The sequence below is a fragment of the Nocardia sp. CA-084685 genome, assembly GCF_050955785.1.
Classification (GTDB): Bacteria; Actinomycetota; Actinomycetes; order Mycobacteriales; family Mycobacteriaceae; genus Nocardia.
In genome coordinates this window covers 642,000-657,065 of record NZ_CP192094.1, presented here as the reverse complement: position 1 = coordinate 657,065, position 15,066 = coordinate 642,000, and the positions used below count along the sequence as shown (strand labels likewise).

Below are 15,066 nucleotides of genomic sequence, written 5' to 3'. Positions count from 1 at the left end.
GCCGCGAACGGTCGTTCGTAAGACTCACTCCGTTGGGGCTGGCGATGACAGGACGTTCCACACCTGATGCACCCCTGCAGCAAGGGCGAGCCCCGCGACTGCGGCCCATCCGCTTCGACGACTCGGACGCGAGACGCGCCACGAACTCCTCGCACGAAAACTCACTCCATTGGGGCTGGCGATGACAGGACGTTCCACACCTGATGCACCCCTGCAGCAAGGGCGAGCCCCGCGACTGCGGCCCATCCGCTTCGACGACTCGGACGCGAGACGCGCCACGAACTCCTCGCACGAAAACTCACTCCATTGGGGCTGGCGATGACAGGACGTTCCACACCTGATGCACCCCTGCAGCAAGGGCGAGCCCCGCGACTGCGGCCCATCCGCTTCGACGACTCGGACGCGAGACGCGCCACGAACTCCTCGCACGAAAACTCACTCCATTGGGGCTGGCGATGACAGGACGTTCCACACCTGATGCACCCCTGCAGCAAGGGCGAGCCCCGCGACTGCGGCCCATCCGCTTCGACGACTCGGACGCGAGACGCGCCACGAACTCCTCGCACGAAAACTCACTCCATTGGGGCTGGCGATGACAGGACGTTCCACACCTGATGCACCCCTGCAGCAAGGGCGAGCCCCGCGACTGCGGCCCATCCGCTTCGACGACTCGGACGCGAGACGCGCCACGAACTCCTCGCTCGTAAGACCTGCTCCGTTGTGGTCGTGACGGCGGGGCGTCCGGCACACGGTGCACGCGTGCTGGAAGGTCGAGGCTGCCGACTTCGCCGCATGCGCATCAACGACTCGAACACAAGACAGGCCACGAACTCTTCGCTTGTAAATCCGCTCCCGTGGTCGCGGAGAAGTAGACGGTGTGCACGACTGGATAGGCCGCTGAAAGCAAGCAAGGAGGTTCGCGCTTAGAGTGGTTTACGTGTCCGTGGTCGTCGCACCCAGTCCCATCCTCGCTGTCCCGGGCGCCGTCGCGGGCGCGGCCGGTTCGCCGGATTCCGCAGTCGCCTGGCATTACGGGGATCCATTCCGAGAGCAGCGCGCTGCTGCGGAGCGAGTGGCGATCGTCGACCGGTCGCATCGCTTCGTCCTGAAAATCACCGGGGCCGAGCGGCTGACCTGGTTGCACACCATCAGCAGCCAGGACATCGCGAGTCTCGGTGACGGGCGGTCCGCCGAGAATCTGGATCTCGATCTCAATGGCCGTGTGCTGCACCATTTCGTGCTGACCGAACTCGATGGCACGGTGTGGATCGATACCGAGGGCGAGCGCGGACCCGCGCTGCTGGAGTTCCTGACGAAGATGGTCTTCTGGGCCGATGCCAAACCGGTCGAGGCCGCCGATCACGCGGTGCTGAGCCTGCTCGGCCCGCGCACTACCGAATTGACCGAAGCGCTCCGCATTTCCACGCTTCCGCAGACCTACGACGCCGTGCCGCTGCCGGACGGCGGCTTCCTGCGCCGCATGCCGTGGCCCACCGCGGACTCCTTCGATCTGGTTATCCCGCGCGACCAACTCGCTGACCGCTGGGCCCGCCTCACCGCGGCAGGCGCCGAACCGGCGGGCATGTGGGCATTCGAGGCACTGCGCGTCGCGGCGCTGCGCCCCCGGATCGGACTCGACACCGACGAGCGAACCATCCCGCACGAGGCCCGCTGGATCGGCGGTATCGCCGAACACGGTGCGGTGCACCTGGACAAGGGCTGCTACCGCGGCCAGGAAACCGTGGCCCGGGTGCACAACCTGGGCAAGCCGCCGCGCCACCTGGTGCTGCTGCATCTCGACGGCTCGGCCGACGAGCGACCGACCACCGGCACGGAGGTCACCGCGGGTGGTCGCACCGTCGGTCGGCTCGGCACCGTCATCGACCACTACGAATTCGGTCCCATCGGATTGGCTTTGCTCAAGCGCACGATCCCGACCGGCACCGAACTGATCGCGGGCCCGACCGCTGCCGCCATCGATCCGGATTCGGTCCCAGCCGACGACGCACCCCAGGCGGGTCGGATCGCCGTCGACCGGTTGCGTGGCCGTTGATGCAATCCGATAGCGCTCGGGTGCTTGCCGTGTGCGTCGTCCATGCGGAGTTGGAAGTGCCGACCCGCGTCGGCAGGACGGCCATCGACAAGCGAGCCGTTCTCCATCGTGTCGCCGCACATGCCCGCGGTCTCGACGGCGATCACGTATGCGACACCAAGCATCACGGCGGTGTACATCAGGCCGTCTATGCCTACGCCGAGGAGGATGCCCGGCGCTGGGGCGAGGAACTCGGCCGCGAACTGCCTCCGGGTTGGTTCGGCGAGAATCTGCGCATCACCGGACTCCCGATAAGCGATGCGGTGATCGGTGCGCGCTGGACCATCGGTGACACCCTGCTCGAGGTGAGCGCACCTCGCGTACCGTGCGCGACCTTCCAGCACTGGTCCGGTGAGTGCCAATGGGTCAAGCGCTTCGCGCTGCGCAGTGATACCGGCGCCTACCTGCGCGTCCTCACCGAGGGCACGATCGGCGCTGGTGACGAGGTCCGCGTCGTGCACACACCCGACCATGGCATCACCGTCCGCGACCTGTTCACCGGCCACGATCCCGATCTTCTTGCGATTCTGCTCGCGGCCGAACCGACCATCTCCGATGATGTGCGCATGCAGATCGAGCGGCACGGCCGCCGCCACGCCAATGCCACCCACGCCCGCGAGCGGCGGATCGACGTGGCAAACGCGCGCGAGCACCGGGCCAACGCGGCAGGCACCCCCCATCAGCTCGATACGGCAGGCACCCGCCAGCGGCAGGGCGAACCGGCGGGCGCGCGCGAGCAGCAGGGCAATGCACCGAGCGCCCGCGAGCAGCACGTCGAACCAACAGGAGCCGAGCTATGACCGTCGAACTGGTCGAGGTGGTCCGCTCCGGCTTCCGCGAATGCGTGCATAGCGGTTCGGTGGTGATCCTCGGCGCCGACGGTGACCCGACGCTGGGGCTCGGCGAGGTGCACGTCCCGATCTTCCCGCGCTCCACCAATAAGCCCATGCAGGCGATCACCCTGCTGCGCAACGGCTTCGAACCGCTCGATGATGCCGAGCTGGCCATCACGACCGCATCGCACTACGGCGAACCCGATCACATCGCCCTGGTCGAGCGCCTGCTCGACCGTTTCGGCTTCGACGAGAAGGCCCTGGAATGCCCGCCCGACCTGCCGCAGGATGAGCGCGCACGGGCCGACGCGCTGCACGAACCCCGCCGCGTCTACATGAACTGCTCCGGTAAGCACGCGGCCATGCTCGCCACCTGCGCCGTCAATGGCTGGCCCACCGAGGGCTACCTGGACCAGGCGCATCCGCTGCAACAAGCGGTGATCGCCACCATTACCGACCTCACCGGCGAGCCCGAAACCGACCTCGGCATCGACGGCTGTGGTCTACCGATCATCCCGGTCTCACTGGTGAATCTGGCCCGGGCCTTCGCGGCCATGGCTACCGCCGCGCCCGGCTCGCCGCAGCGACGCGTCGCCGATGCGATTCGCGGCAATCCGCGAGTGATTTCCGGCACCAACGCACCCGATTTATTGACCATGCAGGCCACCCCCGGCCTGGTCTGCAAGATCGGCGCGGATGGTGTGCACGCGGGCGCGCTACCGGACGGAACGGCCTTCGCCTACAAGATCGCCGATGGTCACGACCGTGCGCGAATCCCCCTGACGCTGGCCATTCTGCATCGCATGGGCATCGAATGGACCACCGCGCACGCCGAACTCGCGGCGCCACCGGTGCTCGGCGGAGGCGCCAGGGTCGGGGTCATCCGAGCGATTCCCGGGGTGGTCTGAAGGGGCGGCCCGACGGCGACAACCGGGCAAACGGCGCCACTTCAGGAGTTCTTCCCCCACTCCTGGAAGCGCGACTGCCGGACACACGCTAAAGTGTCTGTCAGGAAGAGTATTAATTCGAACGGGGCCGCCAACAAACCCCAGGCCGCCCCGCAGTGACGCGAGGGGGTCAGCCATGGGCCGTGGCCGGGCTAAGGCAAAGCAGACCAAAGTCGCACGCGAGCTGAAGTACAGCTCCGCGCCGACTGACTTCGCGAGCCTTCAGCGCGAGCTTTCGGGTAGCCCCACCTCCCAGCGGAGTGGTGGTGTGCTGTCCGATGAGCACGACGCGGACGAATCCTCATCCCGCTGGGACGAGGACGACGACTACAAAGACTGGCGCCGCTGACTCGGTAAACGATGAAGGGGGAGGCCGACGGGCCTCCCCCTTCACCCGTTGACGCCGCGTGACCGGACTAACCATTCGAGGCTTGCACAACAACAGCGTCCCGCATCCGACGATGCGGGACGCTGTTGTGAATTTCCCTGCGCGACAAACGGAACCACACCGCGCGAGTCTGAGCGACCCGTTCGCGGCCCGTCTCGCGTCCGAGCCGTCGAAGCGCATGCGACACAGGCACGGGGCCCGCTCGCCTAGCGCATGTCCATCAGGCGCCGAGCGATCCGCCATCCCCAACCACAACGGAGCGAGTCTTACGAGCGAGGAGTTCGCGGCCCGTCTCGCGTCCGAGCCATCGAAGCGCATGCGCCCAAGCGCGGGACTCGACCTCCCGGCATGCGTGCACCAGGTGCCGAACGCCCCCGCCACCACCAACCACCACGGAGCGAGTCTTACGAGCGACCGTTCGTGGCCCGTCTCGCGTCCGAGCCGTCGAAGCGCATGCGCCGCAGGCGCGAGTCTCGACGGCTCGGACGCGAGACACCAGGGGGCCGCGAACCCGCAGCGCCGAAGGCGCTGCCAAAGACACAGACTCAGAAGCGCGGGTGCTCGCCGACCAAGACGGCGCGCACCGCCTCGGCATCCTTGGCCTTCTTGACGGTGCCGAGGGTCCAGCAAGCGATGTGGCGTGCCGTCAGCACGGCCAGGGCCCGGTCGACATCCTCGGGCGCCACCACGGCAACCATGCCGACGCCCATATTGAAGGTCTTCTCCATCTCGACCCGGTCGACCCGGCCGCGCTGGGCGATCATCTTGAAGACCGGCGCCGGATTCCAGGTGCCGCGATCGAGCTCGGCAACCATGCCCGCGGGAATCACCCGACCCAGATTCGCGGCCAAACCACCGCCGGTGACGTGTGCGAAGGTCCGCACATCGGTTTCGGCGATCAGCGCGAGGCAGTCCTTGGCGTAGATGACCGTCGGCTCCAGCAGCTCCTCACCGAGGGTGCGGCCGAACTCCTCGATATGGCCGGTCAGCGACATCCGGTCGATATCGAGCAGGACCTTGCGGGCCAGGCTGTAGCCATTGGAGTGCAGACCCGAGGAGCCCATGGCGATCACCACATCGCCGGGACGCACCCGATCCGGACCAAGCACCGAATCGGCCTCGACCACGCCGACACCGGTCGCGGACAGATCGTAGTCGTCCGGATCCATCAGGCCGGGGTGTTCGGCGGTCTCGCCGCCGAGCAGTGCGCAGCCCGCACGCACGCAGCCCTCCGCGATACCGGAGACCAATTCGGCCACCTTCTCCGGGACGACCTTGCCGATAGCGATGTAGTCCTGCAGGAACAGCGGCTCGGCGCCGCAGACCACCAGATCGTCGACGACCATAGCGACCAGGTCGAGGCCGACGGTGTCGTGCTTGTCCATCGCCTGGGCGATTGCGATCTTGGTACCGACCCCGTCGGTGGAGGCCGCGAGCAACGGCTCGCGGTAGCTACCCTTCAGTGCGAACAGCCCGGCGAATCCGCCGAGCCCACCCTGCACCTCGGGCCGGCTGGCCTTCTTCGCCAATGGCCCGAACAACTCGACTGCGCGGTCGCCTGCCTCGATGTCCACGCCGGCTGCGGCGTACGAGGCACCGGCACCAGTGGGGGTCTGTTCAGTCATTTTCGGGGAGAGCTCCAAACCGAATCGGCGGATAGATGCCAGCTCACGCTACCGGAGTCACATAACAAGCTTGCAGCGGACGTCGCGCTGGATGGCTCCCGAAATCAGTCTTCTCGTTCGTACCGGGCACACGCCGCGCGCCGATCACTCGGTGTGCCCGGTGGCGAACATCGCGGCGGATTGGGCGCGCCTGCGTCGCTGCTCCACCGGATCGGGAACCGGGACCGCGGCGACCAGCCGCCGGGTGTACTCCTGTTCGGGTCGGCGCAAGATGCGATCACGATCCCCCTGCTCGACCACCGCGCCGTTGCGCAGTACCACGATCCGATCGGCCAGCTGGTCGACGACCGCCAGATCGTGGCTGATGAACAGGCAGGCCCAGCCGCACTCCTGCTGCAGCTGTCCGAACAGTTCCAGCACCGCCGCCTGCACCGAGACGTCCAGCGCGCTGGTCGGCTCGTCGGCGACCAGTAGGTCCGGATCGAGGACCAGGGCTCTGGCCAGGCTGGCGCGCTGACGTTGGCCGCCGGACAGTTCGTGCGGATAGCGGCGTTCGGTGCCCGCGGGCAGCTGCACGTCATCGAGGAGTTTGCGGACCCGCGCCCGGATCTGCGTGGCGCTGCCCGCCTTGTGCACGATCAGCGGTTCCGCCACGCAGTCGCCGACGGTGAGCCGCGGATTCAGCGAACTGGCCGGATCCTGGAAGACGAATCCGAAGCGGCGGCGAATCGGGCGCAGCTGCCGCTGGGACAACTCCGCGATGTCCTGTCCGCGTACCTTCACCACCCCGGAGGTTGGGCGCTGCAAGGCCGCGACGCAGCGGCCGATGGTCGACTTCCCGGAACCGGATTCGCCGACCAGGCCGAGCGTTTCACCGGGCCGAATGGACAGACTCACGTTGTCCACCGCACGGAACGGCGGTCGGCCGAACGGTCCGGGAAACTGCACCACCAGATCGGACACCGCGAGCACCGGCTCGGCGGTGGCGACTTCCTCGACCGCACCGTGCTCCAACTGCTCGGTGCCCAGATGCGGTACGGCGGCGAGGAGTTTGCGGGTGTACTCCTGCTTCGGAGCCGCGAACAGCTCGTCCACCGACGCTTGCTCGACCACCTTGCCGTCGCGCATCACCACCACCCGGTCGGCGATATCGGCGACGACACCCATGTTGTGGGTGATCAGCACGATGGCGCTGCCGATGCGATCACGCAGATCGCGCAGCAGCTCCAGGATTTCGGCTTGCACGGTGACATCGAGTGCGGTGGTCGGTTCGTCGGCGATGATCACCTTCGGCTCACAGGAAATCGCGATCGCGATCATCACGCGCTGTTTCTGGCCGCCGGAGAGCTGATGCGGGTAGTAGTCCACCCGATGCTCCGGATCGGGCAGTCCGACCATCCGCAGCAGCTCGATCGCCCTGGACTTGGCGGCCTTACGGCTCATATCGCTGTGCGCCCGCAGTGCCTCGGCGATCTGATAGCCCACCGTGAACAGCGGATCGAGTGCACGACCCGGCTCCTGGAAGATCATCGAGATCGCGCCGCCGCGCAGTGCGGTGAGCTGCCGCTCACTCATCGAGGTGACCTTGTCCGCGCCGAGGGTGACCAGTCCCTCGACCCGCGCGGTATCCGGCAGCAGCCCGATCGCGGTGCGCGAGCTCACCGATTTGCCCGACCCGGATTCCCCGACAATGGCAAGCACCTCGCCGGGGAATACCTCATAGGAGACATCGCTGACCGCGTATACGGGACCGGCGTCGGTGGCGAAAGTGACCGACAGCGATTCGATGGACAGCGCCGGGCGCTCGGTCTCGGCTGACGCTTGCGTCATCGCGCTGGTCCTTCCGTGTTTTCGACTGGACCGCTGTCCTTTTCGGCGCTCTCCACCGCGGAACTGCCCTTTCCGGCGCTACTTTCTGGAGCACTGTCCCTTTCGGCGCTGCCCTCTGGGATCCCGTCCATTTCGGCGTTACCTTTTTCGGCGCTGTCCTCGGACCCAATAACGAGGTCGAGTTCCGCTGCGGTGAGTTGCGCTGCGGGCGCGCCCTTTTCGAGATCGGAGCCGGCGACGCTCAGCGTGTCGCCGGCGACGGTCGCCGGGCTCACGGCACGGCGCGTGCGCAGCAATGGATTGAGCACCTCGTTGAGGCTCTCGCCGACCAGCGTCAGTCCGAGCACCACCAGCACGATGGCGGTACCGGGGAATATGCCCGTCCACCAAATGCCATTGGAGACATCGGAAAGCGCCTTATTCAGGTCGTAACCCCACTCGGCGGCCTGAGTCGGTTCGATACCGAAACCGAGGAAGCCGAGCGCGGCCAGTGTCAGGATGGCATCGCCCGCATTGAGTGTGACGATCACCGGCAGCGACTGGGTGACGTTGGCGAGAATGTGCCGGAACATGATTCGAGTGGTGGAGGCACCGGTGACCCTGGCCGCGTCCACATACGGTTCGTTCTTCACCGCGACGGTCGCATTGCGAACCACCCGAAAGTATTGCGGCACATAGATCGCCGTGATCGCGACGGCCGCCGACAGCACGCCGCCGAAGCTGCTCGACTGCCCACCCGCGACCACGATGGAGACGACGATCGCGAGCAGCAACGTCGGGAACGCGTAGATGGCGTCCATGAACAGTACGAGCACCCGGTCGAGGGCACGTCCGATATACCCGGACACCAGACCCAGCGGCACGCCGACGACCAGTGACATCACCAACGAGATCGCGATCACCAACAGCGCGGTACGGGCACCGAAGATCACCCGGGACAGCACATCCTCGCTGCGCACCGACGTGCCGAACCAATGCTGACCCGAGGGCGGTTGCTGTGCGACGAAACCGACACCGTCCGCGGAGTTCTGGGCCAGCCCGTACGGCGCGATCAGCGGAGCGAAGATCGCCACGAATACGAATACCGCGACGAGCCCGAGTCCGACGATCAGCGTCACCCGCTGCAATCCGGCGGTCATGGTGAACAGGCGCAATCCGGGAATCCGCCGGCGTTTGGTCGGCGGCACCGGCGGCATCACCAGTGGTTCGTTCGCCAATTCCGGAGCGGTCATCAGAACCTCACCCTCGGATCGATCAGCGCGACAACGACATCCACCAGGAAGCTGATGACCGCGACGGCCAGTGCCAAGAACGCGACAATCCCCTGCACCGCGATGAAATCGCGCTGATGCAGGTATTCCGCGAGCTGATAACCCAGTCCCTTCCATTCGAAGGTGGTCTCGGTGAGCACCGCACCGCCGAGCATCGTGGCGATATACATGCCCATCACCGTGATGATCGGAATCATCGCGTTGCGCACAGCATGTCTTCCTGTCACCACTCGCGCCGAAAGTCCGCGTGCCCGTGCGGCATCCACGAACTCGCTGCGCAGCGTCTGAATCAGATTGACGCGCACCAAGCGCAGGAAAATGCCCGCTGTCAACAGACCCAGTGCCACCGCGGGCAATATCGCATGCTTCAGCACGTCGATCAGATAACTGTTGTCCCCGTAAAGGATTGCGTCGACAACCATGATGTTGGTCTTCGGCGAAACATGCTGCAGTTGCAGCTCGACGGGCGTGCTCGCCCGGCCGGCGACCGGTAGCCACTCCAGCTTCACCGCGAAGATCAGCTTCAGCAGCAGACCGACGAAGAAGACCGGCGCCGCATAGGCCAGGATGGCGAAGAGCCGCAGCCCGGCATCGGCGGTCGAATCACGGTGTGTCGCCGCGTATCTCCCGAGCGGAACGCCGACCGCGAAGGCGACGAGCAGCGCCCAGAACACCAGCTCGAGGGTGGCCGCGCCATAGGTCGTCACCACCTCGCTGATCTGCCGATTGTCCTGGGAGTGACCGAAATCGCCGTGCATCAGCCCAGAGATGTACTCCCAATACTGAGTCAGGATCGGCCGGTTCAGACCGGCCGCCTCCTTGCGCACTTCGATCTGTTCCTGGGTCATCCGTCCGCCCATTGCGGCGCTGATCGGATCGCCGATCACCCGCATCAGGAAGAACACGACGGTGACCAGGATCCACGCCGTCGGCAGGATCAACAACAGTCGAATCACCAAGTACCGCAACAACGCCAGCTGCCGGGAATCCCCACTCGACTTCCCGGCCCACGGCAGCCCGAAGCGCCGGGCCCGACCCGGTGCCTGCTTTTCCGCGGCGGCAATCGTTTCGGGCCCGGCTTCGCCAGAGGTCACTTGCTCAGCACCGTGTATCGGAACTTGAACGACGCGTCGAGTGTGTCCGACACACCCTTGACGCTCGGATTCGACACCGCGATCTGCTTACCCGACAGCAGCGGCAGGGTCGGCAGATAGTTCTGCGCGAGATCCTTCTGCACATCCTCGATCAGCTTGATGCGCTTGGTCTTGTCCTGCTCGGTCGTCTCCGCGGTCAGCTGCGCGGTGATCTTCGGATCCTCGAAATGTGACTGCAGGAAGTTGTTCGGCGCGAAGAACGGGGTCAGGTAGTCATCGGCGTCCGGGTAGTCCGGGAACCAACCGAAGTGATAGAGCGGGTAACCGTCGCGGGCCCGCTCCTTCTGGTAGGTAACCCATTCGGTGGATTGCAGATTCACCTTGAACAGTCCGGTCGACTCCAGTTGCGATTTGATCGCCGCATACTCTTCGGAGCTGCTCGAACCATAGTGATCCGGGTTGTACTGCAGGTTCAGCTCGACCGGTGTCGCGATGCCCGCGCCGGAGAGGAACTTGGCCGCCGCATCCCTATTGGGCTTGGCACCGTAGAGCTCCTTCAGCGGCTCGGCCGCACCCGGCATGCCCTGCGGCACAAAGCCGTACGCGGGTTGATAGGTGTTCTTGTAGACGCCCTCGGCCAGCGCGGTCCGGTCGATCGATGAGGCGATGGCCTTGCGAACCGCCAGCTTCTGCTCGGGGGTACCGCCCGGCATGGTGTTCAAATTGAAGACGATGTAGCGCAGCTCGCCGCCGGGCCCGTCCGACACCGTGACCTTGCTGTCCTTGCGCAGCGATTCGATATCGGTCGGCGTGAAGGATCGGTATGCGACATCGAGCGCACCGCTCTGCAGATCCAGCTTCATATTGTCCGATGTCGCGTAGTACTTGGTGGAGACCCGCGAGGTTTTCGGTGTGCCGAGGATGCCCTTGTAGTCGGGGTAGGCCTGGTACTCGACCAGCTTGTTCTTGTCGTAGCTGGCGATCGTGTACGGGCCGGCGTAGCCCTTGGTCTTCACCACCTCGTCATCCGGCAATACCTTGTCGGCCGGGAAGACCTTCTCGTCCACGATCGGGCCGGCCTGGGTCGGCAGGATCGCGGGGAAGGTCTGATCGTTGGCGACCTTCAAGGTGAAGTTCACCGTCAGGTCGTCGACGGCCTCGGTTTTCTCGAGATTGCCGAGCAGCGAGGCGGGACCGTTCGGGTCGTTGATGCCCTGCATGCGATCGAAGGAGAACTTGACGCTCTTGGCGGTCAAGGGGTTCCCATTGGCGAACTTCAGCCCCGACTTCAGCTTGCAGGTGTATATCGTCGGCGAGCTGAAGTCACACTTGTCCGCGGCGTCGGGCTTCGGTGTGGCATCGCCCGGTGCGAAATTCAGCAGATACGAATAGATTTGGTTTTCCACCAGCAGCGAACCGTTGTCGTAGGCGGCCGCGGGGTCGAGCGAGAAGATCTTGTCCGTGGTGCCCGCCACCAAACCCGCTCCGTCACCACCCCCGCCGGTGCGCCCCGAACCGCATCCCGCGATCGCGGAGACGGCCAGCGCCGCCATCCCGACCGCCGCGATTCGTCGCGTCCGCCCAGGCTTGTTCGAAACCCTCATCATCAGGCCCCACTTCTCGAGCGCGCCACACCGCATGTGCTGGATCACAGGTCCGCGGCGGGCACGGTGAACTTCCGATATGTCGGGCACCGTACCCACGATCCATTTCTGGGATGTTGCGTTTTCAAAGAAAAAGTCACGGGCCGGTTAGCGGCGGTTGCGAATGGCGCACGGGCAACACCGGATCACCGGACGAATGACCAGGTTCGCCCGGAACTCGTCGCCGCTACGTCTCGAGCAGGCCACGGCACAGCCGCGGACAGCTCGCGCGGAAAGCGCCCGAACAAGATCGAACCCCCCGGCTTTCGCCGAGGGGTTCGTGATCATCGAATTCGGTCAGGGACGGCTCAGCGCGCTCGCATTCGCGTTCTCGCTCAACAACATTGCCTCGGACTGACCGGAGAGCATGCCCTCCAGCACGTTCTTGCCGATGGCCGCCTCGGTGGGCAGCGGAATCGGATAATCACCGTCGAAGCAGGCGCAGCACAGTCGCGAGCGCGGCTGCTCGGTGGCGGCGACCATGCCCTCGGTGGAGATGTAGCCGAGGGTGTCCGCACCGATCGAACGGCGCACCGCTTCCACCATGTCGTCGTAGCTGTCATCGGCGCCCGCGCCATTGGCGATCAACTCCGCACGCGAGGCGAAGTCGATGCCGTAGAAGCACGGCCACTTCACCGGTGGCGAGGCGATCCGCACGTGAATCTCCAACGCGCCCGCCTCGCGCAGCATCCGGATCAACGCGCGCTGGGTGTTGCCGCGCACGATGGAGTCGTCCACCACGATCAGCCGCTTACCGCGGATCACCTCGCGCAGCGGATTCAGCTTGAGTCGGATGCCGAGCTGGCGGATGGTCTGACTCGGCTGGATGAAGGTGCGTCCGACGTAAGCGTTCTTCATCAGGCCCTGCCCGTAGGGCACACCCGAACCCTGCGCGTAACCGACCGCGGCGGGGGTGCCGGACTCCGGCACCGGAATAACCAGATCGGCCTCGACCGGATGTTCCTTGGCCAGCCGACGGCCGATCTCCACCCGGGTGGCGTGCACCGAGCGACCTGCGATGGTGCTGTCGGGCCGGGCCAGGTAGACGTATTCGAAGACACAGCCCTTGGGTTCGGGATTGGCGAAACGCATGGACCGCACACCATCGGCATCGATCGCCAACAATTCGCCCGGCTCGATCTCCCGGACGAAGGCGGCGCCGACGATATCCAATGCGGCGGTCTCACTGGCTACGACCCAGCCACGCTCGAGCCGACCGAGGCACAGCGGACGGACACCGTGCGGATCCCGCGCGGCATAGAGGGTGTGCTCGTCCATGAAGGTCAGACAGAACGCGCCCTTCAGCGTCGGCAGCAGCTTCAGCGCGGCCTGCTCGATACTCGAATCCGCGGCGGCGTGCGCGAGCAGCGCGGTCATCACATCCGAGTCGGAGGTGGCGGTGATCGGCGCCGGGCGGCCACCGGAGACCGGCGGCATACCGATCAGCCCGAGTTCGCGTGCGCGCGCGCTCAATTCGGCGGTGTTGACCAGATTTCCGTTGTGGCCCAACGCAAGTCCGGAACCGACCGAGGTGGTGCGGAAGATCGGCTGGGCATTCTCCCAGGTGGTGGAGCCGGTAGTGGAATAACGGCAGTGACCGACGGCGATGTGGCCCGGCATCGCGGCCAGTGTCTGCTCGTCGAATACCTGGCTGACCAGGCCCAGATCCTTGAAGACCAGAATTTGCGAGCCGTCGGAGACGGCGATGCCCGCAGCTTCCTGGCCACGGTGTTGTAGGGCATACAAGCCGTAGTACGTGAGCTTGGCCACGTCCTCGCTCGGCGCCCAGACTCCGAACACACCACACTCTTCGCGTGGTTCGTTCTCGACCTGATCGGGAATAGTTTGGACCGGCATTTCGGCGTTGGTCACCGTTTGCTCCCTGTTCGGGCGGGCTGGGGGCAATGGCCAGTCTACGTGTGCGGGATGTGCCGCGATCACCGCCACCGGGGAGGCGCGGCAACCACGGAGCGACGCTGCCGTTTTTCCGCGCCGCACGGTGTTACCGTGGCCAGCCGTGACGACTTCGGACAGTGCGCGCCGCCGTGGGTCGGATACCCGGTTGACCGCGCGCATGTGGTTGGCCCCGATCGCGATACTGACCCTGTTCATGGCGCTGCTCGGCACGATGTATCTGGATTACGTCGTCGATCCGGAGAAGAACCTGCACGACTTCCCGATCGCCTTGGTGAACCAGGATGTCGGCGATACGGTCGGCGGGCAGCAAGTGAATTTCGGCACACAGATCACCGATGCGCTGCGCCAGGGCATTCCGTCGGACAAGGTCGATCTGCAGGTGCTCGGCATCAACGAGGCCGAGCTGAAGATGCAGTCCGGTGCGGTGTACGGCACGATCCTGATTCCCAGCGATTTCAGCAAGCGCCTCAGCATTCTCGGCGCGGGCAGCGTGGTCCCCGGTGATATCCAGCGTCCGACGCTGACGTTGCAGACGAATCCGCGCAGTGGGGCGTTCGTCACAAATATCGTCACGACCATCGGCACCCGGGCGCTGACTCAAGTGAACGAGCAGGTCGGTAAACAGCTGACCGATCAGGTGAATGCACAGTTGAAGCCGCCGGGCGGCGGGGCCGCGCCCGAGTTGGCGGGTGCCACGCGGGTGGCGCTCGCGGATCCGGTGCACATTGTCATCGCGCCGTTCCGCCCGCTGCCATCGGGCACCGGCCAGGGGTTGACGGCGTTTTTCTATGCCCTGCTACTCCTGCTCGCCGGGCTGGTCGGCTCGATGACCATCCACACCATGATCGATGCGGCACTCGGATTCGTACCCACCGAATACGGACCGTGGTACGTGCATTTCCCGACGACTCCGATCTCGCGGTTCAATACGCTGCTGATCAAATGGGGCGTGATGGTGATCACCGCGAATATCGTCGCGGGTGTATTCCTCGGTGTGGCCGGGCTGCTCGATATGCCGATCGACCATCCGCTGACGCTGTTTCTCTACAGCGCGCTGGCCATCATGGCGGTGGGGATCACCGGATTGTCCGTGCTGGCGGCGGTCGGTTCGGCGGGTCTGCTGATCAATCTGATTCTGTTCATCATTCTCGGGCTGCCGTCCTCGGGCGGCACCGTGCCGATCGAGGCGACGCCGAAATACCTCGGCTGGCTGGCGAAATTCGAGCCGATGCACCAGGTGTTCGTCGGTGTACGCGCAATTCTGTACTTCGATGCGAACTTCCCGGCAGGGTTGGCGCGTGGGGTGTGGATGGCGGTGCTCGGGCTCGCGATCGGGCTGGTGCTCGGCACCTGCACCACCCGGTACTACGACTACAAAGGGCTACACAGACGCGATCTGTCCCGCGGCTGAGTCAGGCTCATGGCG

9 protein-coding genes and 2 pseudogenes are annotated in these 15,066 nt (G+C 65.5%); 5 read left to right on the top strand and 6 right to left on the bottom strand.

The genetic code is table 11. The features are described from left to right. The first annotated feature begins 937 nt into the window (after positions 1-937). The 4 genes and pseudogenes from ACQP2U_RS02955 (at position 938) to ACQP2U_RS02940 (ending at position 4,221) form a co-directional block, all read left to right on the top strand. Positions 938-2,053, top strand: a complete 1,116-nt coding sequence (locus ACQP2U_RS02955; protein WP_433713268.1) for a YgfZ/GcvT domain-containing protein — start codon at positions 938-940, stop codon at positions 2,051-2,053. Next, positions 2,053-2,667, top strand: a pseudogene (locus ACQP2U_RS02950) (MOSC domain-containing protein); the annotation flags it as partial. The gene ACQP2U_RS02955 and the pseudogene ACQP2U_RS02950, both read left to right, overlap by 1 nt. Positions 2,668-2,888: 221 nt before the next feature. Then, entirely contained in the window at positions 2,889-3,833 is a 945-nt protein-coding gene (locus ACQP2U_RS02945) for an asparaginase (protein ID WP_433713267.1), read from the top strand. A gap of 175 nt (positions 3,834-4,008) precedes the next feature. Then, the gene (locus ACQP2U_RS02940; RefSeq protein WP_040686370.1) at positions 4,009-4,221 is read left to right on the top strand and encodes a DUF3073 domain-containing protein; all 213 of its coding nucleotides are present in this window, start codon (positions 4,009-4,011) and stop codon (positions 4,219-4,221) included. 584 nt (positions 4,222-4,805) lie between these two features. Here ACQP2U_RS02940 and purM read toward each other — a convergent pair. From purM to purF, 6 genes and pseudogenes are all read right to left on the bottom strand, one after another. Beyond that, positions 4,806-5,885: a phosphoribosylformylglycinamidine cyclo-ligase gene (gene purM / locus ACQP2U_RS02935; RefSeq protein ID WP_397030412.1), complete on the bottom strand. Its 1,080-nt coding sequence runs from the start codon at positions 5,883-5,885 to the stop codon at positions 4,806-4,808. 144 nt (positions 5,886-6,029) lie between these two features. Continuing rightward, positions 6,030-7,715, bottom strand: a complete 1,686-nt coding sequence (locus ACQP2U_RS02930) for an ABC transporter ATP-binding protein (RefSeq protein WP_397030414.1) — start codon at positions 7,713-7,715, stop codon at positions 6,030-6,032. 278 nt (positions 7,716-7,993) lie between these two features. Then, positions 7,994-8,911: pseudogene (locus tag ACQP2U_RS02925) on the bottom strand (ABC transporter permease); the annotation flags it as partial. Positions 8,912-8,946: 35 nt separating this feature from the next. Further along, on the bottom strand, positions 8,947-9,957 hold the full coding sequence (locus ACQP2U_RS02920; RefSeq protein WP_364358534.1) for an ABC transporter permease: 1,011 nt from the start codon (positions 9,955-9,957) through the stop codon (positions 8,947-8,949). A 119-nt stretch (positions 9,958-10,076) separates the two neighbouring features. After that, positions 10,077-11,633: an ABC transporter substrate-binding protein gene (locus tag ACQP2U_RS02915; RefSeq protein WP_433716351.1), complete on the bottom strand. Its 1,557-nt coding sequence runs from the start codon at positions 11,631-11,633 to the stop codon at positions 10,077-10,079. Between the two features lie 387 nt (positions 11,634-12,020). Continuing rightward, the gene (purF, locus tag ACQP2U_RS02910) at positions 12,021-13,580 is read right to left on the bottom strand and encodes an amidophosphoribosyltransferase (protein ID WP_433716350.1); all 1,560 of its coding nucleotides are present in this window, start codon (positions 13,578-13,580) and stop codon (positions 12,021-12,023) included. Between the two features lie 217 nt (positions 13,581-13,797). Between purF and ACQP2U_RS02905 the strand changes: the two genes are divergently transcribed. Next, positions 13,798-15,051: an ABC transporter permease gene (locus tag ACQP2U_RS02905; protein WP_433716349.1), complete on the top strand. Its 1,254-nt coding sequence runs from the start codon at positions 13,798-13,800 to the stop codon at positions 15,049-15,051. Positions 15,052-15,066 lie beyond the last annotated feature (15 nt).

Excerpts from the sequence above, each read along its gene's own strand:
- ACQP2U_RS02945 (WP_433713267.1), top strand. The coding sequence starts at position 2,889 with ATGACCGTCGAACTGGTCGAGGTGGTCCGCTCCGGCTTCCGCGAATGC.
- ACQP2U_RS02940 (WP_040686370.1), top strand. The coding sequence starts at position 4,009 with ATGGGCCGTGGCCGGGCTAAGGCAAAGCAGACCAAAGTCGCACGCGAG.
- purM (WP_397030412.1), bottom strand. The coding sequence starts at position 5,885 with ATGACTGAACAGACCCCCACTGGTGCCGGTGCCTCGTACGCCGCAGCC.
- ACQP2U_RS02930 (WP_397030414.1), bottom strand. The coding sequence starts at position 7,715 with ATGACGCAAGCGTCAGCCGAGACCGAGCGCCCGGCGCTGTCCATCGAA.
- ACQP2U_RS02915 (WP_433716351.1), bottom strand. The coding sequence starts at position 11,633 with ATGGCGGCGCTGGCCGTCTCCGCGATCGCGGGATGCGGTTCGGGGCGC.
- purF (WP_433716350.1), bottom strand. The coding sequence starts at position 13,580 with ATGCCGGTCCAAACTATTCCCGATCAGGTCGAGAACGAACCACGCGAA.
- ACQP2U_RS02905 (WP_433716349.1), top strand. The coding sequence starts at position 13,798 with ATGTGGTTGGCCCCGATCGCGATACTGACCCTGTTCATGGCGCTGCTC.